The following is an 18,651-nucleotide window of genomic DNA, read 5'->3' as shown; positions in this document are numbered from 1 at the left end:
GGTTACTGCCGTGTCGTGAACTCGGAAGTCACAGACTCGAAGGCCGAGGACGGAAACGAGCGCCGCCCGGCCTCGCGTCGAATGCCGACCACACCGACGGAGGGGGAGCCGAAAGATCGGCCTCCCCCTCCGTCGGAGAGTGATTCAGGTCAGCGACGCCAGTCGTCGTCGTAGTCGTCGTCCCATCCGGAACGTTGCTCGGCGAAGACTTCGTCCCGCTGCGAGTTGGTTGCTCCGCCAGACAGCTCTCGCTGGAGGCTCTCGAAGTCGGTGGACGGCGAGCTGTACTTGAGTTGCCGTGCAACCTTGGTCTGCTTTGCCTTAGCCCGGCCGCGGCCCATGGCCAACCCCCTCGCGCTTTGACGGGGCGGCCTGGGGAAAAGTGGCGGCCCCGGTGTGTTGAGTATTTTCCTGACGCCCACTTTAGCGTGGAAAGTTCGGTTGCGCCTCCACACACCCGGCTGGGCCGGTGTCCGTTACGCCTCATAACGACCCGACCTGCATGAATGCTGGTGAAATGTGATAAAGATGCCCTTCAGAACACCCCCGGGACGGCCCGGACGGTGCCGACTCGCACGCCGCCGCCGAACACCGGCGCGGACGAGAGCATGGCCAGCCGTTCGGAGTCGAAGGTCGCGGAGCCCGCGGCGGTTCCCGAACCGAGGCGGTGGAGCAGGGCCGCGGTGAGCGGGAGGCGTGCCCGCTCGTGCCCGTCGTCGATCTTGAAAGCGAAGGATGTGCCGTCCGGCAGTGCACCGGCGTGGATTCCGTCGGCGCCCGCCTTGCACAGCAGGCCGCGCACCGCACGCATGAGCTTCAGGTCGTCCTTACCGGTGCCGGAGATGAGGAACGGATGCTCGCGCACCGCGTCGGCCACGGCGCGTTCGGGTGTGCCGGCCTCCGCCGTCGCCAGCCGCGAGTAGGCGCGGGCCAGATTGAACAGCGGGACGGGCACGATCGGCAGTCCGCAGCCGTCGATCCCGAGGTCGGTGTCCTCGATGTCGCCGGTCAGCTCGAGGATCGTCTCGGTCACCCACTGCTGCAGCGGGTGACCGCTGTCGGTGTAGCCGTCGGTGTCCCAGCCGTTCGCCGTGCACGCCGCGAGCATGGCCGCGTGCTTGCCCGAGCAGTTCATGTAGATCGACCGCGGTGTGCCTCCGGCGGCGAGCACCTCGGCGCGGGCGAGTTCGTTGCCGGGCAGGTCCGTCGGGCAGCGGAGATCGTTCTCGGTGAAGCCCGCGCCGGTCAGGAGCCGGTCGACGGACTCCACGTGGTCGGCCTCACCTTCGTGCGAGGCCGTGGCGATCGCGAGTTCCGCCGAGTCGCGGGGAACGAAGCCGGCGCGCAGCAGCGCGACCGCCTGCAGGGGTTTGTTCGACGACCGCGGATAGATCGGCGTGTGTACCTCGCCCACCGAGACGAGCACTTCGCCGTCCGGGTCCAGGACGATCAGCGACCCGCGGTGGACGCATTCCCGGAAACCCGAACGCACCACCTCGACCAGTTCGACGCTCAACGGGCCTCTCCCTTCCGTGACCGACCCACGGAACCCTTCTGTGGTCGTCCCGCGAGGCGCCGGGCCTTGGCGACGACGCTCGGAGCGAGACCGGACTGCTGCTCGAGCATCGCGGCGACCCGCTCGTGGCCCCGCCCGGTGAACAGATCGCGCACCGTCGCTCCGTGGGAGGGGACGTGCTCGACGACGATCCGATCGCCCGCACCCACCGGTCCCTCGACGATCACCTTCAGGTACGCGCCGCAGTCGCCCCGGGCGGTGAACCGCGTGGCCCAGTCGCCCTCGTGCGAACGGATCGCGAAGGTGCGGCAGGGCGTGCGCGGCCCGGTCACCTCGAGGAGCAGACCGCCCTCACCGACACGCCACCGCTCACCGATGACGGCGTCGGTGGGGGAGAACCCGGCGACGTGCAGATTCTCGCCGAACCAGCCGATGGGCAGTTCGCGGTCGAGTTCGGTGCCCCAGCGCCGCGACTCGGCCTGCGAGAAGGCGTAGACGGCTTTGAAACGACCGCCGTGGTTGGCGGTGTCGCACTGGCGGTCGCCGGCCAGTCCGAGTTCGCCGACGTGCACCGGACCGTCCACGGGACGCTTGTCGATCGCGGTGACGGGATTGCGTCGCAGTCCGGTCTCGTGCAGCGTGTGCACGATGCAGGCCGCTGCGACGGTCCCCGAGGTGGCCGGCCGCATGCCGGCTGTATCGGCGGTCACCGGCCGCGCAATCGCTCGACCGCCGCCCTTCCTGCCTGGATGCCGTCGTCGGGCGGGATGGAGTCGGGGTCGATGGATGCCGCGCACGGCCCCGCGACGAGCGCCGTGTCGGGCGTGATGGTGCGCTTGACGAGCGCGAGCGCGATCGGCCCGAGTTCGTGGTGGTCGACGATCGTGCCGATCCGCCCGACCGTGCGGCCCCCCGCCGTGATGTCGTCGCCCGTCTCCGGTCGTCCGTCGGCCGAGCCGTCGAGATGGATCAGGACGAGGTGTCGCGGGGGCTTACCGAGATTGTGGACGCGCGCGACGGTCTCCTGGCCGCGGTAGCACCCCTTGTCGAGGTGGACGGCGCCGTACTGGTCGGGGCCACCGATCCAGCGGGCCTCGTGCGGGATGGTGCGTTCGTCGGTGTCGACACCGATGCGGGGACGGACCGCTTCGACGCGCAGAGCGTCGAAGGCCCAGCTGCCGGCGGGGCGTGCGCCTGCGTCTCGCAGCGCGGTGAAGGTCGCGGTGAGCGACTCACGCGGCACCAGAAGGTCGAAGGAGTGCTCGGTGGGCCACGGCATCCGGCGCACGAACCCGCCGGAGGGCAGAGCGACGGCCGCGTAGGGCTCGGTCGGCAACGAGTCGATGCCCAGCGCGGACAGCACGGCCGGGCTTCCGGACTCCGGCCCGAGCAGGCTCAGCATCGCGAGTTCGTTGCCGTCGCGGGGTTCGGCCTTCGCCCAGAACACCATCTTCTTCAGGAAGGCGAGCAGATCGGGTCCGCGGTCGGCTTCGGTGTCGATCCACGTCACGCCGTCGAGGTCGGTCTGCACGAAATGGTGTTCGACGCGGCCGTTCGCGTCGAGGCTGAGGTTCTCGGCGGAGGAACCCGCGGGGAGCGAGGCGATGTGCTGGCTGGTGATGGTGTGCAGCCAGCTCAGGCGTTCATCGCCGGGGACGGCGATGACGAAGCGGGTGGAACGATCGACCACCGCGGCTGCAGTGGACGCGGCACGCTGTTCGCCGAGCGGGTCGCCGTAATGCCAGGGAAGTCCGGCATCGGGCCCACCGGAGGGCGAGGCGACTGCGCCGGGAAGTGCGAGAAGGGCGCTTTCGGACACGATCGGAGACTCGGTCACGACACCAGTCTATGGGGAACCGGCCGGCAGGTCTGCCAGTGGCTAGGCTGAGCCCCATGGCTGAGCGGGTGCTGGTGACGCTGGACGGCGAGGTGAGGGATGCGGACGCACCCCTTCTGCACGCCGACGATTTCGGTGTTCTTCGTGGCGACGGGGTGTTCGAGACGTTGCTCGTGCGAGGCGGTCGGGCGTGTGCGCTCGAACTGCACCTTGCCCGCCTCGTGGCGTCCGCGGCCTCCGTGCAGCTGCCCGAGCCCGATCGCGACGACTGGCGGCTGGCCGTCGATGTGGCCCTCGAACAGTGGGGCGCGGAGCGGGAGGGTGTCCTGCGGCTGGTCTACACGCGTGGTCGCGAGGGCGGCGACACCCCGACGGCCTTCCTGCTCGTGACGCCGGTGGCCGAACGTGTCGCCACGGTCCGGCGCGACGGTGTGTCGGTGGTGACCCTGGAGCGGGGTTACTCGACAGACCTCGCGCAGAAGGCGCCGTGGCAACTTCTCGGCGCCAAGACGTTGTCGTACGCGACGAACATGGCGGCGCTGCGCCACGCCGAGGCGGTCGGGGCGGACGACGTGATCTTCGTCAGCGCCGAGGGTTCTGTGCTCGAAGGTCCGCGTTCGACCGTGCTCGTCGCGCGCGGACGGACGCTGGTCACACCGCCGCCGGAGCAGGGGATCCTCCCCGGTACCACGCAGCAGGCGCTGTTCGATCTGGCCGGTGAACAGGATTTCGCGGTCCGGTACGAGCCGTTGCGCCCGGCGGATCTCGTCGTCGCCGACGGGGTCTGGCTGATCTCGAGCGTGGCTCTCGCGGTGCGTGTGCACACTCTCAACGGGCACGCGCTGGTGTCACGTGTGCAGGAGGGCGAGATCGAGGGTCTCGTGAGCAAGGCGGTCGACGCCGCCAAGTGAACGAGGCGGTCGACGCCGCCGGGTGAGTGGCGGCGGGTGTCCGCTGCGCTGTTCCACCTCCGATGTGACGTGTGTCCGATGTGTCGGGCGACACGAACGTGTTCCACTGTCCGCAATCGCTACTACATTCGGTAGTAACAAGGCCGGGAGAAGTGCTACCGGCATGATTGTGCGAACGAGAACCGCAGCGTCGGCCCACGCTCGGATTCCCGTACCGACCCGGGCCTCACCTCGGAGTGGCAATGGACGTCTTGGATCTGTCCCGGTGGCAGTTCGGGATCACGACGGTGTATCACTTCATCCTCGTGCCGTTGACGATCGGCCTCGCGCCGCTCGTCGCGATCATGCAGACGATGTGGGTGGTCACCGGCAAGGACCACTGGTACCGCCTCACGAAGTTCTTCGGGAAGATGTTCCTGATCAACTTCGCGCTCGGTGTCGCGACCGGCATCGTGCAGGAATTCCAGTTCGGCATGAACTGGAGCGAGTACTCCCGCTTCGTCGGCGACGTCTTCGGCGCACCCCTCGCCCTCGAAGGCCTCGTCGCCTTCTTCATGGAGTCGACCTTCCTCGGCCTGTGGATCTTCGGCTGGACACGGCTGCCGAAACTCGTACACCTCGCGACCATCTGGCTCGTCGCGATCGGCGTGAACGCCTCCGCCTACTTCATCATCGCGGCGAACTCGTTCATGCAGCACCCGGTCGGGGCGGTCTACAACCCCGAGACCGGACGCGCCGAGCTGACGAGCATCTGGGAACTGCTCACCAACAACACCGCGCTCGCGGCCTTCCCCCACGCGGTCGCCGGCGGATTCCTCACCGCCGCAACCTTCGTCGCAGGCATCGGCGGCTGGTGGATGGTCCGCAACATGCGACGCGCCGCCGCGATCCGCGCCTCGGAACCCGAAGAGGCACAGAAGCTCGAGGACGACGCCCGCGGACTGTTCCGCCCCGCGACCCGCCTCGGGCTGATGGTGATGATCATCTCCGGCATCGGGCTGTTCGTCACCGGCGACGTCCAGGCCAAGCTCATGTTCGAGCAGCAACCGATGAAGATGGCCTCGGCCGAATCGCTGTGCCATACCGAGACCGATCCCAATTTCTCGATCCTCACCGTCGGCACGCACAACGACTGCGACGGCGTCGTCCACGTCCTCGACGTGCCGATCGTCCTCTCCTACCTCGCCCAGGGTGAATTCTCGGGCGTGACGCTGCAGGGCGTCGAGGATCTGCAGGCGCAGTACGAGGAGCAGTTCGGCCCCGGTAACTACAAGCCCAACCTGTTCGTCACCTACTGGTCGTTCCGCGCGATGATCGGCCTGGCCGCCGGTTCCGCGGCCCTGGCCCTGGCCGGGCTGTGGGTCACCCGCCGAGGCCGGGTACCCGATCAGAAATGGTTCTCGTGGCTGTCGCTGATCGCGATCCCCACCCCCTTCCTGGCGAACAGCGCGGGCTGGATCTTCACCGAGATGGGCCGGCAGCCCTGGGTGGTGCACCCCAACCCGACAGGCGTGGACATGATCCGGCTCACCGTCGACCAGGGCGTCTCCGATCACACCGCCGGCACGGTGCTCACCTCGCTGATCGCCTTCACCCTCGTCTACGCGGCACTCGGAGTCGTATGGTTCTGGCTCATCCGCAAGTACGCGATGGAGGGTCCGCAGGAACACGACGCCCAGCCGCCGGGTTCCGGCGACGACACAGACGACACGCAGCCGACACAGCTGTCCTTCGCGTACTAGGAGTGGGCGGACATGGGACTTCAGGAAATCTGGTTCATCCTCATCGCAGTGCTGTTCACCGGCTACTTCGTCCTCGAGGGGTTCGACTTCGGTGTCGGCATGCACTTCCCGGTGCTCGGGCGCGGCAGAACCGCCGAGGCCGACACCAGGCGCCGGGTGCTGCTCAACACGATCGGTCCGGTCTGGGACGGCAACGAGGTCTGGCTCATCACTGCGGGCGGTGCGCTGTTCGCGGCGTTCCCGGAGTGGTACGCGACCCTCTTCTCCGGTTTCTATCTCCCGCTGCTGCTGATCCTGCTCGCCCTGATCGTGCGGGTATGCGCCATCGAATGGCGCGGCAAGATCGACGACCCGGCCTGGCGTCGCCGCTGCGACTGGGGGATCATCTTCGGCTCGTGGGTCCCCGCAGTGCTGTGGGGCGTGGCGTTCGCGAACATCGTGCGCGGCGTGGCGATCGACGCCGACAAGCAGTACATCGGCGGCTTCTTCGACCTGCTGAATCCGTACGCCCTGCTCGGCGGGGCGACGACGGCGCTCGTCTTCGCCCTGCACGGTGCGGTCTTCATCGCGCTCAAGACCGAAGGTGAGGTCCGGACCGACGCCGTGGCGCTGTCGCGGAAGCTGGCCGTGCCCGCGGTCCTCGTGGCCGGCACGTTCGTGGTGTGGACACAGCTCGCCTACGGCAAGGGCTGGACGATCGCCCTCGTCGCCGTCGCGGCGGTCTCCCTGCTCGCGGTGGTCGCGCTGACCGTCGCCGAGCGTGAGGGCTGGGCGTTCGTGTTCACCACCGTGGCGATCGCCGCGACCGTGGTCCTGCTGTTCGCGTCGCTGTTCCCGAACGTGATGCCCTCGACGCTCGACCCGGCGTGGTCGCTCACGATCGAGAACGCTTCGTCGAGCCCGTACACACTGAAGGTCATGACGTGGGCCGCAGCGTTCATGACTCCGGTCGTCCTGGCCTACCAGGGCTGGACGTACTGGGTGTTCCGCCGGCGTCTGTCGACCGACCACATCCCGCACTCGATCGGATTGAAGATCGGCTCGAAGTGACGACGACGCACTCCTCCGTCCCCGCCGACGCCTCCGCGCGCCGGCGGGGACCGGTGGACCCGCGGTTGTGGCGCTACTCGGCCGCGGCTCGCGGATATCTCGTCCTGACGGTGGCCACCTCGGTGGTCGATGTCGTGATGGTCGTCGTCACCGCGCTCATGATCGGCCGGGTGCTCGCAGGTGTCATCACCACCGACGCCCGGTCGATCGCCGACTGGACGACCGAACTGGTGATCCTCTCCGCGGCGATCGTCGTGCGGGTCGCGGTGACGTGGTTGCAGTCGCGGTACGCGCACCGTTCCGCGACCCGCGTGGTCGCCGGACTCGAGCACGACGTCCTCGACGCCGCAGCGAATCTGCCTCCGCGAGCACTCGATCCGCGACGCGACGAGATCGCGGTGGTCCTCACCCGCGGTCTCGACGGACTGAAGGACTATCTCACCGGCTATCTGCCGGCCCTGGTGCTGGCGGTGATCCTCACGCCGGTGACGATCGTCGTGATCGCCCTGCACGACCTCACCTCGGCGATCATCGTCGTGGTCACTCTCCCCCTGATCCCGATCTTCATGATCCTCATCGGCCTGCTCACCAAGGGCAAGGCCGACCGCACCCTGCGCGCGATGACCACCCTCTCGTCGCAACTGCTCGACCTGCTCGCGGGACTCCCGACACTGCGCGCACTCGGGCGCGAGAAGGGGCCCGCCGATCGCGTGCGCGAACTCGGCGACGAGCACCGCGCGACCACGATGTCGGCTCTGCGCGTGGCTTTCCTGTCCGGAACGGTGCTGGAATTCCTTGCCACGCTGTCGGTCGCGCTGGTCGCCGTGAGTATCGGTATGCGGTTGGTCTACGGATCGATGCCCCTCGAAGCCGGCATCATCGCGTTGATCCTCGCGCCCGAGGCCTACCTCCCACTGCGGACCGTCGGCAACAAGTTCCACGCCGCCGAGGACGGGATGGCCGCGGCCGACAAGGCGTTCGCCGTGCTCGACTCGGCTCCGGGCGAGGTGCACCCGCGAGGAGAGTCCGCGAGAACGATCGGCACCGGCCGAGCGGAGATGTGCGAGATCGTCTTCGACGGCATGAGCGTCCCCGGACGCGGCGGGAACGCCCCGCACCGACTCGACGCAGTCTGCCGTCCCGGGAAGATCACCGCGCTCACCGGTGCCAACGGGGCGGGCAAGTCCACGGCCCTGCTGGCGCTGCTCGGTCTCGCCCAGCCGAGCGAAGGGGCCGTGACCGTCGACGGCCGGCCCGTCGTGGGCGACGAGGGCTGGTGGTCGCAGGTGGCGTGGCTCCCGCAACGACCGGTGCTGCTGCCGGGCACCCTCGCCGGCAATCTTCGGCTCACCGGTGTCGACCCGGACACCACCGACCTCGACGACGTCTGTGCGGCCACCGGTTTCGACAGCGTGCTCGCCGAACTCCCGGACGGCTGGGAGACCGTCGTCGGGGCGGGCGGCACAGGTCTGTCGCTCGGCCAACGGCAGCGGCTGGCGCTCACCCGCACCCTCGCCTCCTCGCGTCCGGTGCTGCTGCTCGACGAACCGACCGCCCACCTCGACGAAGACACCGAGGCCACCGTGCTCCACACACTGCGCGGTCTCGCCGCGGCCGGGCGGACGGTGGTGGTGGTCGCGCACCGCCCCACCCTGCTCGCCATCGCGGACGAGGTCGTCACCGTCCACGCGGCACCGACCACGGAGGTGACCCGATGAGGGCCGCGGAGGAATCTCGATGAAGGACCTGCGCCGCGCGATGGCCCTGCTCGAACTAGAACCGCGCCGGGTGCTGCTCGCCGTCCTCGCCGGTGTCGCGACCCTCGGCAGCGCGCTGCTGCTCGCCGGCCTGTCGGCGTGGCTGATCGTGCGCGCGTGGGAGATGCCCCCCGTCCTCGACCTGACCGTCGCGGTCGTCGCGGTACGGGCACTGGGCATCTCCCGCGGGTTGTTCCGCTACTTCGAACGTCTGGCGACGCACGAGACCGCTCTGCGCGGCACAACGTCGGCCCGGGCGAATCTCTACCGGCGACTCGCGGACGGCGACCCGGCCGCCGCCCTGGGTCTCGGTCGCGGCGACCTGCTCGCCCGCACCGGCGCCGACGTCGACGCCCTCGGTGACGTCGTGGTGCGCGCACTCGTGCCCATCGCCGTCGCGTCCGTGCTCTCCCTCGCGGCGGTCGCGACCGTCGCCGTCATCGCGCCCGCCGCCGGTGCAGTGCTCGCGGTGGCTCTGCTCGTCGCCGGGCTGCTCGCGCCGTGGCTGTCGGCACGCGCGGCCGCCCGCGCGGACGCCGATGCGAACGCGGCCCGCACCCGGTTCACCGAGGACGCGGTCACGGTGCTGGACCACGCGGCGGAACTGCGGGTCGCGGGACGGCTGGATCCGCTCACCCGGCGGGCCCGCGCCGCGAACGTCGCCTCCGTCCGCGCCACCGACCGGTCGGCGGTCCCCGCCGCGTTCGCCGACGCCGCCGCACCCCTCGCCGTGGGGGCGAGCGTGCTCGGTGCTCTCCTCGTCGGCATCACGGTCTTCGGCTCCGGTCCCGTGGCCATGAGCCCGACGACACTCGGCGTCCTCGTCCTGCTGCCCCTGTCGGCGTTCGAGGCCACCGCCGCACTGCCGGCCGCCGCGCAGACCCTCAACCGCGCACGCCTGGCAGCCCGTCGTATCACTGATCTGCTCGACCGCGCCGATCGGACGGTCCCGCACGGCACCGCACCGGCCCACGGCCCCGGCCGGCTGCGTGCGGAGGGGCTACGAGGTGGATGGCCCGGCGGACCGGCCACCGAACCGGTCGACCTCGACGTGCGGCCGGGTTGTCGCGTCGCGATCGTGGGCGGCAGCGGCAGCGGCAAGACCACCGTGCTCATGACACTCGCGGGGTTGCTCGACCCACGCCAGGGCACGGTGACCCTCGACGGTGTCGACCTCGCGGACATCGATCCCGGTGCGGTGCGCCGGCAGATCGGGTTCTTCGCGGAGGACGCCCACCTGTTCGACACGTCGATCCTCGAGAACCTGCGCGTGGCGCGGGGTGACGTGGACGAGACCGAGGCGTCGGCCGCCCTCGGGGCGGTGGGGCTGGGGGAGTGGGTGGACGGACTCCCGCAGGGCGTGCACACCGTTCTCGGAGCCGGGGCCCGCACGGTCTCCGGTGGGCAACGCCGTCGTATCCTGCTGGCTCGGGCCCTGCTGTCGCCCGCGCGGATCCTGTTGCTCGACGAACCCACGGAGCATCTCGACGACGAGAGCGCGGAGCGGCTGCAGCGGCTCCTCCTGGACCGGGATGCGTGTCTGGTCGGCCCCGAACGCAGCGTCGTGGTGGTCACCCACCGCCTACCCGCGGACACGGCCGCCGACCTGGTCGTTCGCGTCGAGAAAAATCCGTTGCACAGCTCCCCGGGCGAGGCGTAATTTCGCAGGTACACGAGGAAGGAGGTGGTCTGGAAGTGAGTGATATTCGGACGCGTGAGGTGGCTACCCGCTAGCTGCTTGCCGACGACGGAATTCACCGACCGCGTGCGGCTGGCGAATCCCAGGTAGTCACCCGGCCCCCGAGCTCCCGATCCGTCCGATCGGGACCGCCGACACACGGAGCGATCCGTCCGGCGGTGCGGCTCGGGGGCTGTTCGCGTATCGGACGAGGTGGGCATTTCGGGTGTGCAAGATGGTCCGTTGTGGGTACACCAGTTTGGTGCCGATACTTCAAAAAGCTCACGATTCGTTGAAATTACGCACGTCACCGGGGGTTTTCTTCTCGTCCGCGTTCATTGCGCTGCTCTTCGTCGTAGTAACGATCGTGTTCACCGACGGCGTCGATTCGATCTTCAGTACCGCGTCCAGCTGGATCATGACGAACCTCGGATGGTTCTACGTCCTCGGCGTCACGACCTTCCTGCTCTTCCTTGTCGGAATCGCCTTCACCCATTACGGCCGGGTCCGGCTCGGCGGCGACGACGAACGACCCGAGCACTCGACCCTGGCGTGGTTCGCCATGTTGTTCGCCGCCGGTATCGGCACGATCCTCATGTTCTGGGGCGTCGCCGAGCCGATCTCCCACTTCGCGAACCCGCCCATGCAGGACGTCGAGCCGCAGTCCGTGGAGGCCGCGGAAGAGGCCATGGGCTTCGCGCTCTACCACTTCGGACTGCACACCTGGACGATCTTCGCCCTGCCCGGCCTGGGCTTCGGTTACTTCATCTACAAACGGCACCTGCCGCCGCGCGTCAGCTCGATCTTCGCGCCCCTGCTCGGAGGCCGCATCTACGGCCCGATCGGCAAGACCATCGACGTCGTCGCGATCATCGGCACGGTCTTCGGTGTCGCGACCTCGGTCGGCCTGGGCACCCTGCAGATCAACGCCGGTCTCGCGCAGCTGTTCGACATCCAGGAATCCGGGATCGTCCAGATCGCCCTCATCGCGATCGTGACGGTGATGGCCGGCATCTCGGTCGCTCTCGGTCTCGACAAAGGCATCAAGCGCCTGTCGAACATCAACATCGGCATGGCCGTGATGCTGCTGATCTTCGTGGTCGTCACCGGCCCGAGCCTGTTCCTGCTCAAGGGCATGATCGAGTCGGCCGGGATCTACGCCGAGGCACTGCCGCGTCTGGCGTTCTGGAACGACACCTTCGCCGACTCCGGCTGGCAGAACACCTGGACCGTCTTCTACTGGGCGTGGACCATCACGTGGTCGCCCTTCGTCGGCATTTTCATCGCCCGCATCTCGCGAGGCCGCACCATCCGCGAGTTCGTCGGGGGTGTCCTCGGCCTGCCCGTGCTGTTCTCGGTGATCTGGTTCAGCATCTTCGGGATGGGTTCGTTCCACATCGAACTCGAGGGTGGGGGCGGTCTCGTCGAACGGGTCGTGGACGACGGCGACATCCCGGGTGCGCTGTTCGAGTTCCTCGGAAACTTCCCGCTCACCGGACTGGTCTCGGGGATCGCGATCATCCTGGTGGTGATCTTCTTCGTGACCTCGGTGGACTCCACGTCGATGGTGCTCGACATGATGGCCTCCGGGCACGAGGAGAAGGCGCCCATCCACCAGCGGCTGTTCTGGGCGGTGCTCATGGGCCTGGTCGCAGCGACCATGCTCGTCGCGACCGGTAAGGACGGGCTCGACGCCCTGCAACAGGTCATCACCGTGGTGGGTCTGCCGTTCTTCGTGATGGGCTTCATCATGATGTACAGCCTGGTGCGCGGTATCCGCGAGGACCTGGGCGAGCGGCCGGAGCCGATCACCCGTCAGTGGCCCGAGGTGCGGTCGGCCGAGGAACTCGAGGCTGCTCAGGAACTACCGGCACCCGAGGTCGTCATCCACACGCGGGCCATCCCGGACGAGTGCGAGGACGGCGAGAACGCAGCCGAGGACGCCGAGGACGCCGGAGTCCATCGGGTCCATGCCGGCGAACCCGAGGCGCTCGGTGTACGAGGCAACGGCGCGCGTGCCGAGAACAAGGGCTCCACCGGCACGACGGTCGTCGAAGAAGACTGAGAGAAAGCGGTCCGGGCCTGTTCCCTCACTGGGGAACAGGCCCGGACCGTTCGAGTCTCGGAAGGACGAGGCCCGGTCAGCCGATGTGGCGTGACAAGCGGGCGGACATCCGGGGCTTCAGCTCGCCGTCGGCGGTGACGCGCTCCTCGACGTAGGCGAGGTCGCCACCCTCGACGATGCCGTAGAGGCGCTTCGCTCCGCCGACGACCTCACCGGACTTGGTGCGGATCACCACGTCGGTCGCCAGCTCCCACGAGGACTGCGTGAGGGCGGTGCCGTAGAACAGCTCGACGACGCCGGAGCTGTGCGTCAGCAGCAGTTCGAGCGTCTCGGGATCGTCGCTGTCGGGTGCGCCCGTTCCGGACACACGCCAGAAGCCGCTCTCGCGCCGATCCTCGCCCGCGTAGGCACCCGATTCGTCGAGACGCCACGAACGCGCCTCCCACACGAGATACGGGCCGCCGTTGTGCGCGACGGTGATCTGCTGACCGAACGGGTAGTCGCCGGTCTCGGGATCGTTGGCTTCGCCCTCGCCGCGCCACACCCCGACCAGCGGCAGGACGGCGAGGAGGGCGGGGTTCAGGTCGGGGCCGAGCCGCAGGTTCGCGGTGTCCTCGGCGCCCGGGAGCCCGGACAGGACGGGGATGTTCAGCTCGGCGGTGACGCGAGCGCGTTCGGCGGCGCGGGCGATCGCCTCGTCGCCGCTACGCCGCGTACCGTCCGCTCCGCCGTTCGTCACGATCCGTCGGAGACGACACGGTAGATGGTGTAGAGCGCAAACCAGGTGATGAGCAGCGCTGCGGCGACCAGCAGGATTTCGAAGAAGATGACCACGCGGTCATTCTAGACGGCGGCTCTTCCGGTACGACGAAGGGCTCCGCTCCTGATGGAGCAGAGCCCTTCGTGAGTGTTCCGGTCGTGCTACTTCGCGACCGTCACATCGACGTTGTGCACGCCGGGAGCGGTGGGGCTCACGGTGGAGGTGCCGTTGCCGGAGCTCGACAGAGCGCGGATCTTCCAGTCGCCGGGAGCGGCGAAGAAACGGAAGTCGCCGGTCGCCGAAGCGACGACCTCGGCCGTGAACTCGTCGGTGCCGTCGAGCAGGCGCACGAACGCGCCGCCCACGGGCTCACCGTCGGCGTTCAGGACGCGGCCGGTGATGACCGTCTCCTTCTCGGTGTCCACGCCGGCGGGCAGGGTCTGGGTCTGGACGGGTGCTCCACACATGTTCAGTTGACCTCCAGTTCGATCGGGGCGCCGACGAGCGAGCCGTACTCGACCCAGCTGCCGTCGTAGTTCTTCACATTCTGCTTGCCGAGGATCTCCTGCAGCACGAACCAGGTGTGGCTCGAGCGCTCACCGATACGGCAGTAGGCGATGGTCTCCTTGCTGTCGTCGAAGCCCTTCTCGGCGTACAGCTTCTCGAGTTCCTCGTCGGACTTGAAGGTGCCGTCCTCGTTGGCGGTGGTGCTCCACGGGATGTTGATGGCACCGGGGACGTGGCCGCGCTGCTGCGCCTGCTCCTGCGGCAGGTGGGCCGGAGCGAGGATCTTGCCGGAGAACTCGTCGGGCGAACGCACGTCGACGATGTTCTTGGTGCCGATCGAATCGATGACCTCGTCGCGGAAGGCGCGGATGGAGTAGTCGGGCTCGGCGGCCTTGTATTCGGTGGCCGGACGGGTGACCTCGTCCTTCGACAGCGGACGGCCGTCGAGCTCCCACTTCTTGCGGCCGCCGTCGACGAGCTTGACGTCCTGGTGGCCGTACAGCGTGAAATACCAGTAGGCGTACGCCGCGAACCAGTTGTTGTTTCCGCCGTACAGCACGACCGTGTCGTCGTTCGCGATGCCCTTGCGCGAGAGGAGCTCGGAGAACTGCTCGCGGTTCAGGAAGTCGCGGCGGACGCCGTCCTGCAGGTCCTTGCGCCAGTCGAGCTTGACGGCACCTTCGATGTGGCCACCGTCGTAGGCGCTGGTGTCCTCGTCGACCTCGACGAAAACGGTCTTCGGCGCGTGGAGGTTCTGCTCTGCCCAGTCTGCGGAGACCAGGACATCGGAGCGAGCCATGGGTGTTCCTTTCGGTGAGGGAATCGGGAGGTTTGCGGGACCGGAACCCGGGCGGGCTCCGTGCCGGTGGAGGTGAGGGTGTCGAGTCCGGTGACCGCCGGTCAGGCGGGCACGCGACGCATCCGAGCGACCAGCGGGTGGATCCGGCAGCCGAGACACACGCCGAAGGCGGCGTTGAGCAGTGCCGCGAACAGCGCGAAGCCGGCCGCCACCGAGCCCACGACGGTCGCGCCGGCGAAGAACGCGACGGTTCCGAGGAGGGCGAAGACGAATCCGACGAGCTGCGCGAACCGCAGCGGCTCCACCGGCTCGGTCTCGATCGGAGCACCGAGGCGGGGAGCGACGAACCGCGCGAACAGTGCACCGTACGGGCTGCGTCGCGGGCCGAGTGCCGCTCCGAGAGCGAACACGATCGTCTGCAGGGCCAGGAGTACGGATGCGGCGACGGGAGAGAAGGCGGCGACGATCAGGACGACGACGAGGACGCCGGTCGTGATCCACGCCGCGAATCGGGGGCCGCGCACGTCGACCTGCCGTCCGGGCGTGCCGGAAGTGGATACGGACATGGAGAAGCTCCTGCTGGATTCTGATTCGCTGGGCGGAGGCGACGTACTACCGCGGGGCGACGTATCGGTGGAAGCGGCGTCAGCCGCAGCGTCGGGACGAACCCGCCGACACGTTCAGCAGGGACAACAACAGCCACCGAGGCGGCACAGATCGACTGCGCGGCGTCGGGTGAGCATCAGCTCGTGGCGGTTCTGCACGCGAGGGAGTTTAACCCACGTCACCGTGGTTGGGGGACCCCCGGGATCACAACGACGCGAGTGCTGTGCGCAGGTCGTCGGCCGTCGGAACGCCGGACGCGCGGAACCGCTCGCGCCCGTCGCCGTCGAAGACGAACGTGGTGGGCAGCGAGAGGACTCCGAGTTTCCGTGCCAGGGCGGGATTTTCGTCGAAATCGAGCTCGACCTCGCGGGCCGGGCCGCCGGCGCGGTCCAGAACCTGCACGACGACACGCCGCACCGCCGCACACGGTCCGCACCAGGGTGCGGAGAAGTGCAGGACCACCGGAACACCGTCCCCGATTCCTGCCGTGGCGAGCGCGGGATCGAGTTCGTGGGTCCCGGCCGGTGCGTCGACGCCGACGGCGCGGAGTCTGCCGGAACGGGTGCGCAGGGCCGTGCCCACCACCAGTGTGGCGACTGTCACGACCATGAGGACGATCACTGCGATCATGCCGGGCTCTGCACCTCCTGCAGATCGATGACGGCGTCGCGGGCCTCACCTTCGATGACGATCCGGGAGCCGCGCGCCTCGACGAAGGTGGGCCGGACTCCGAACGGCAGATTCTGCGGTTCGATCGTCGTCGTGAACAGTCCCAGCACCGCCGGCTTCAGGATGTCGGGCACCGAGAAATCGGCGCGTCCCTCGGGGCCGAAGTAGAGATCCGACGCGACGATGTGGACGCGGTCGCCGTCGAGCACCAGATCGGCCTGGACGCTGACCGTGGCCTCCACCGGTCCGACGGGCACCGTTCCGGTGAGGACGACCCCGCCGGCCGTCGTCGGCCCGGAGCCACCGGATCCGCCCGTGCCGTCGGACTTGTTCGCCGGCGGAGCGGAAACCTGCAGGTCGGGGATGCCGTAGAGCTGTCCTAGTTCGGTGGCGTCGAGCATGACCCGGCCGTACAGCAGGTCGACGGGCACGGTCCGGATCGACCCCTCGAGCAGTTCGCCGGCCTCGGCGTGCGCACCGATCAGATTGGCCTCGACGGTGATGTCCCCGAGCAGATCGGTGTGGACGTTGTCGGCCACGATCTCGACGTTCTCGTAGTGACCGTTGCGGGCCTGGAGGAGGAAGGGGAACCCGTGGATGGTCACCGCCGGATCGGATTCGAGAACGCCACCCTCCCGCAGCGCACGCGAGACGCGGTATTCCGACCACGCCGCCGCGCCGAAATCGGCGAGGACCGCGAGTCCGAGCAGGACTACGAGACCGAAGATCAGTTTGCGCACGCCCACCATTGTGTCGGATGCGCCGGAGGCCGGACCGGGCCCGTCCGCTCGGAGGCCGTTCACGGAATTGTCGTGCTTACATAGCGGTAACAATCGGGGCGTTACCCTGTTGCACGACGTTGACGACCCCTATCCGCGCTGGTCGCGCGAAGAACTGGAGGCCCGGTGGAGCTGCTCCTTCTGACCTCCGACCCGAATCCGGATGCGGTCCTGCCGTCCCTCACGCTGCTCCCGCATTCGGTCAGGCCGGCTCCCACAGAAGTATCGTCGCTGCTCGAAGCAGGTTCCGCGGACATCGCGATCGTCGATGCCCGCACCGATCTCGCGGCAGCGCGAGGGCTGTGCCGGTTGCTGGGCAGTACCGGCTCGGCCGTGCCGGTCGTCGCTGTGCTCACCGAGGGCGGACTCGTGGCCGTCAACCCCGAATGGGGACTCGACGACATCCTGCTGTCCACCACGGGACCGGCCGAGCTCGATGCACGCCTGCGGCTGCTGATCGGCCGCTCGGGAGTCGCGGTGGGGCCGGAGAACACGGGCAAGATCACCCTCGGCGAACTCACCATCGACGAGGGCACCTACACCGCCCGCCTGCGCGGACGTCCGCTCGACCTCACGTACAAGGAGTTCGAGCTCCTCAAGTACCTCGCCCAGCACGCGGGCCGGGTGTTCACCCGCGCCCAGTTGCTGCAGGAGGTCTGGGGGTACGACTTCTTCGGTGGCACCCGCACCGTCGACGTCCACGTCCGGCGCCTGCGCGCGAAGCTCGGCCCCGAGCACGAAGCGCTGATCGGAACCGTCCGCAACGTCGGCTACAAGGCGGTGCGTCCGTCCACCAGGGCCGGCAAGGGCGGCACTGTCACTCCCGACGTCGACGACGACGATGTGGACGGCACGCTTCTCGACGACCCGCGGATCCCGCATTCCGGCGCGGGGGACACCGGCGCAGGGGACTCCGGGGCACAATTCGTTCCGTGAGCACCGATACGGAATTCGTCGACCTCCCGTCCGCCGAGCAGGCCGAAGCCGTGCGCGCCGTGTTGTCCCGGGCAACACAGGCCGACGGCACCGCGCCGATCTCCGAACAGGCGGTACATTCCCTCGGCCGGGAAGGCTCGGCCCGGCATCTCGTCGCGCTCGCGGACGACGGTGCCGTGACCGGCTACGCGAACGTCGTGCCTGCCCAGGCCGGCCATCCCGCGATGGCGGAGATCGTCGTCGACCCGTCGCGGCGCGGCCGTGGACTGGGCCGCGAACTCGTCGGACGTGCACTCGCCGAAGGTGGCGACGGCACCCGTGTCTGGGCGCACGGCGATCTGCCTGCCGCGCAGGCGGTGGCGCGACATCTCGGTCTGACGGGAGTGCGCGAACTCCTCCAGTTGCGTCGCCCCCTCACCGAGGACGACCTTCCCGCCCTGGAGGTCCCCGAGTCGGTGCAGTTGCGCACCTACGGCGGCCCGGAAGACGACGCCGAACTGCTCCGTGTCAATGCCGCGGCGTTCGAATGGCATCCCGAACAGGGCCGCTGGACGGCCGCCGACGTGGACGAACGCCGACGCGAGTCGTGGTTCGATCCCGAAGGTCTGTTCCTCGCGTTCGACCCCGCCGAGCGCGATCGACTGCTCGGCTTCCACTGGACCAAGGTGCACCCGGCCACCGCATCCGACCCGGAGCTCGGCGAGGTCTACGTGGTGGGCATCGACCCGTCCGCCCAGGGCCGTGGGCTCGGCCGCCTGCTCACCCTCGCAGGTCTGCACTACCTCCGCGATCGCGGTCTGCCCGGAGTCCTGCTCTACGTCGAAGGCGACAACACCGCAGCGCTGAACACCTACGGCAAGCTCGGCTTCGAGCGGTTCCACGTGGATGTCGCCTACGCCCGGAAGTGAACACCTCCGTTCCCCACGAAGGTGAACACCGCCCACCCGACACACCGGATCCGGGTGAAGTTCGAGTGATGGTCGCAACACCATCGCCAGGTGTATCCGGCGTGTTCATCCCGCGTTAACCTACGGTCGTC

19 protein-coding genes are annotated in these 18,651 nt (G+C 68.6%); 8 read left to right on the top strand and 11 right to left on the bottom strand.

Annotated features, from left to right (window positions below):
- Positions 1-149: 149 nt before the first annotated feature.
- From EQ874_RS14355 to EQ874_RS14340, 4 genes are all read right to left on the bottom strand, one after another.
- The gene (locus tag EQ874_RS14355) at positions 150-341 is read right to left on the bottom strand and encodes a DUF3073 domain-containing protein (protein ID WP_006551813.1); all 192 of its coding nucleotides are present in this window, start codon (positions 339-341) and stop codon (positions 150-152) included.
- A 194-nt stretch (positions 342-535) separates the two neighbouring features.
- On the bottom strand, positions 536-1,516 hold the full coding sequence (locus tag EQ874_RS14350; RefSeq protein ID WP_129977178.1) for an asparaginase: 981 nt from the start codon (positions 1,514-1,516) through the stop codon (positions 536-538).
- Positions 1,513-2,205 carry an MOSC domain-containing protein gene (locus tag EQ874_RS14345; RefSeq protein WP_165369260.1) on the bottom strand — a complete coding sequence of 231 codons (693 nt, stop codon included), beginning with the start codon at positions 2,203-2,205 and terminating at the stop codon, positions 1,513-1,515. The genes EQ874_RS14350 and EQ874_RS14345 overlap by 4 nt, the downstream gene beginning before the upstream one ends.
- Positions 2,206-2,222: 17 nt before the next feature.
- Complete coding sequence (locus tag EQ874_RS14340) at positions 2,223-3,353, bottom strand: folate-binding protein YgfZ (protein ID WP_064064554.1); 1,131 nt, start codon at positions 3,351-3,353, stop codon at positions 2,223-2,225.
- 56 nt (positions 3,354-3,409) lie between these two features.
- Here EQ874_RS14340 and EQ874_RS14335 point away from each other — a divergent pair, with 56 nt between their 5' ends.
- The 5 genes from EQ874_RS14335 to cydC all read left to right on the top strand — a co-directional run bounded on the left by EQ874_RS14335 (position 3,410) and on the right by cydC (position 10,473).
- Positions 3,410-4,264 (top strand): aminodeoxychorismate lyase, encoded by an 855-nt coding sequence (locus EQ874_RS14335; protein ID WP_016932856.1) that lies wholly within the window; start codon positions 3,410-3,412, stop codon positions 4,262-4,264.
- 242 nt (positions 4,265-4,506) lie between these two features.
- Positions 4,507-6,006, top strand: a complete 1,500-nt coding sequence (locus EQ874_RS14330) for a cytochrome ubiquinol oxidase subunit I (protein ID WP_016932855.1) — start codon at positions 4,507-4,509, stop codon at positions 6,004-6,006.
- Between the two features lie 12 nt (positions 6,007-6,018).
- Positions 6,019-7,056, top strand: a complete 1,038-nt coding sequence (cydB, locus tag EQ874_RS14325; RefSeq protein ID WP_064064552.1) for a cytochrome d ubiquinol oxidase subunit II — start codon at positions 6,019-6,021, stop codon at positions 7,054-7,056.
- Positions 7,053-8,774 (top strand): thiol reductant ABC exporter subunit CydD, encoded by a 1,722-nt coding sequence (gene cydD / locus EQ874_RS14320; RefSeq protein WP_129977176.1) that lies wholly within the window; start codon positions 7,053-7,055, stop codon positions 8,772-8,774. Before cydB ends, cydD begins: the two co-directional genes overlap by 4 nt.
- A gap of 19 nt (positions 8,775-8,793) precedes the next feature.
- The gene (gene cydC, locus EQ874_RS14315) at positions 8,794-10,473 is read left to right on the top strand and encodes a thiol reductant ABC exporter subunit CydC (protein WP_129977175.1); all 1,680 of its coding nucleotides are present in this window, start codon (positions 8,794-8,796) and stop codon (positions 10,471-10,473) included.
- Positions 10,474-10,773: 300 nt separating this feature from the next.
- Here the strand turns inward: cydC and EQ874_RS23235 are convergent, their stop codons facing one another.
- Positions 10,774-10,911, bottom strand: coding sequence for a hypothetical protein (locus tag EQ874_RS23235; protein WP_242496778.1), 138 nt, complete (start codon positions 10,909-10,911; stop codon positions 10,774-10,776).
- On the opposite strand from EQ874_RS23235, the gene EQ874_RS14310 reads away from it, so the two are divergent.
- The gene (locus EQ874_RS14310) at positions 10,859-12,556 is read left to right on the top strand and encodes a BCCT family transporter (RefSeq protein ID WP_242496766.1); all 1,698 of its coding nucleotides are present in this window, start codon (positions 10,859-10,861) and stop codon (positions 12,554-12,556) included. The two genes, EQ874_RS23235 and EQ874_RS14310, sit on opposite strands and share 53 nt — an antisense overlap.
- 76 nt (positions 12,557-12,632) lie before the next feature.
- On the opposite strand, the gene EQ874_RS14305 is transcribed toward EQ874_RS14310, so the two are convergent.
- The 6 genes from EQ874_RS14305 to EQ874_RS14280 form a co-directional block, all read right to left on the bottom strand.
- Positions 12,633-13,295 (bottom strand): FABP family protein, encoded by a 663-nt coding sequence (locus EQ874_RS14305; protein WP_129977174.1) that lies wholly within the window; start codon positions 13,293-13,295, stop codon positions 12,633-12,635.
- Between the two features lie 182 nt (positions 13,296-13,477).
- Positions 13,478-13,783, bottom strand: coding sequence for a DUF1416 domain-containing protein (locus tag EQ874_RS14300; protein WP_006551801.1), 306 nt, complete (start codon positions 13,781-13,783; stop codon positions 13,478-13,480).
- A gap of 2 nt (positions 13,784-13,785) precedes the next feature.
- A complete protein-coding gene (locus EQ874_RS14295) occupies positions 13,786-14,622 on the bottom strand; it encodes a sulfurtransferase (protein WP_016932753.1) in 837 nt (278 codons plus the stop codon).
- A gap of 101 nt (positions 14,623-14,723) precedes the next feature.
- Positions 14,724-15,188, bottom strand: coding sequence for a DUF4395 domain-containing protein (locus tag EQ874_RS14290; protein WP_129977173.1), 465 nt, complete (start codon positions 15,186-15,188; stop codon positions 14,724-14,726).
- A gap of 244 nt (positions 15,189-15,432) precedes the next feature.
- On the bottom strand, positions 15,433-15,858 hold the full coding sequence (locus tag EQ874_RS14285) for a thioredoxin family protein (protein ID WP_016932751.1): 426 nt from the start codon (positions 15,856-15,858) through the stop codon (positions 15,433-15,435).
- Entirely contained in the window at positions 15,855-16,637 is a 783-nt protein-coding gene (locus tag EQ874_RS14280) for an LmeA family phospholipid-binding protein (protein WP_129977172.1), read from the bottom strand. The genes EQ874_RS14285 and EQ874_RS14280 overlap by 4 nt, the downstream gene beginning before the upstream one ends.
- 165 nt (positions 16,638-16,802) lie before the next feature.
- On the opposite strand from EQ874_RS14280, the gene EQ874_RS14275 reads away from it, so the two are divergent.
- Entirely contained in the window at positions 16,803-17,612 is an 810-nt protein-coding gene (locus tag EQ874_RS14275) for a response regulator transcription factor (RefSeq protein ID WP_129977171.1), read from the top strand.
- Positions 17,609-18,520: a mycothiol synthase gene (gene mshD / locus EQ874_RS14270; RefSeq protein WP_129977170.1), complete on the top strand. Its 912-nt coding sequence runs from the start codon at positions 17,609-17,611 to the stop codon at positions 18,518-18,520. Before EQ874_RS14275 ends, mshD begins: the two co-directional genes overlap by 4 nt.
- Positions 18,521-18,651: the final 131 nt, after the last annotated feature.

This window comes from Rhodococcus sp. Q1 (assembly GCF_004153645.1).
Taxonomy (GTDB): domain Bacteria; phylum Actinomycetota; class Actinomycetes; order Mycobacteriales; family Mycobacteriaceae; genus Rhodococcus; species Rhodococcus gordoniae.
Note: the sequence above shows the minus strand (reverse complement) of the source record. Positions and strands in the feature narration are given on the sequence as shown.

Excerpts from the sequence above, each read along its gene's own strand:
- cydB (WP_064064552.1), top strand. The coding sequence starts at position 6,019 with ATGGGACTTCAGGAAATCTGGTTCATCCTCATCGCAGTGCTGTTCACC.
- EQ874_RS14335 (WP_016932856.1), top strand. The coding sequence starts at position 3,410 with ATGGCTGAGCGGGTGCTGGTGACGCTGGACGGCGAGGTGAGGGATGCG.
- EQ874_RS14330 (WP_016932855.1), top strand. The coding sequence starts at position 4,507 with ATGGACGTCTTGGATCTGTCCCGGTGGCAGTTCGGGATCACGACGGTG.
- EQ874_RS14295 (WP_016932753.1), bottom strand. The coding sequence starts at position 14,622 with ATGGCTCGCTCCGATGTCCTGGTCTCCGCAGACTGGGCAGAGCAGAAC.
- EQ874_RS14290 (WP_129977173.1), bottom strand. The coding sequence starts at position 15,188 with ATGTCCGTATCCACTTCCGGCACGCCCGGACGGCAGGTCGACGTGCGC.
- EQ874_RS14300 (WP_006551801.1), bottom strand. The coding sequence starts at position 13,783 with ATGTGTGGAGCACCCGTCCAGACCCAGACCCTGCCCGCCGGCGTGGAC.
- EQ874_RS14355 (WP_006551813.1), bottom strand. The coding sequence starts at position 341 with ATGGGCCGCGGCCGGGCTAAGGCAAAGCAGACCAAGGTTGCACGGCAA.
- EQ874_RS23235 (WP_242496778.1), bottom strand. The coding sequence starts at position 10,911 with ATGATCCAGCTGGACGCGGTACTGAAGATCGAATCGACGCCGTCGGTG.
- EQ874_RS14285 (WP_016932751.1), bottom strand. The coding sequence starts at position 15,858 with ATGATCGCAGTGATCGTCCTCATGGTCGTGACAGTCGCCACACTGGTG.
- EQ874_RS14345 (WP_165369260.1), bottom strand. The coding sequence starts at position 2,205 with ATGCGGCCGGCCACCTCGGGGACCGTCGCAGCGGCCTGCATCGTGCAC.
- cydC (WP_129977175.1), top strand. The coding sequence starts at position 8,794 with ATGAAGGACCTGCGCCGCGCGATGGCCCTGCTCGAACTAGAACCGCGC.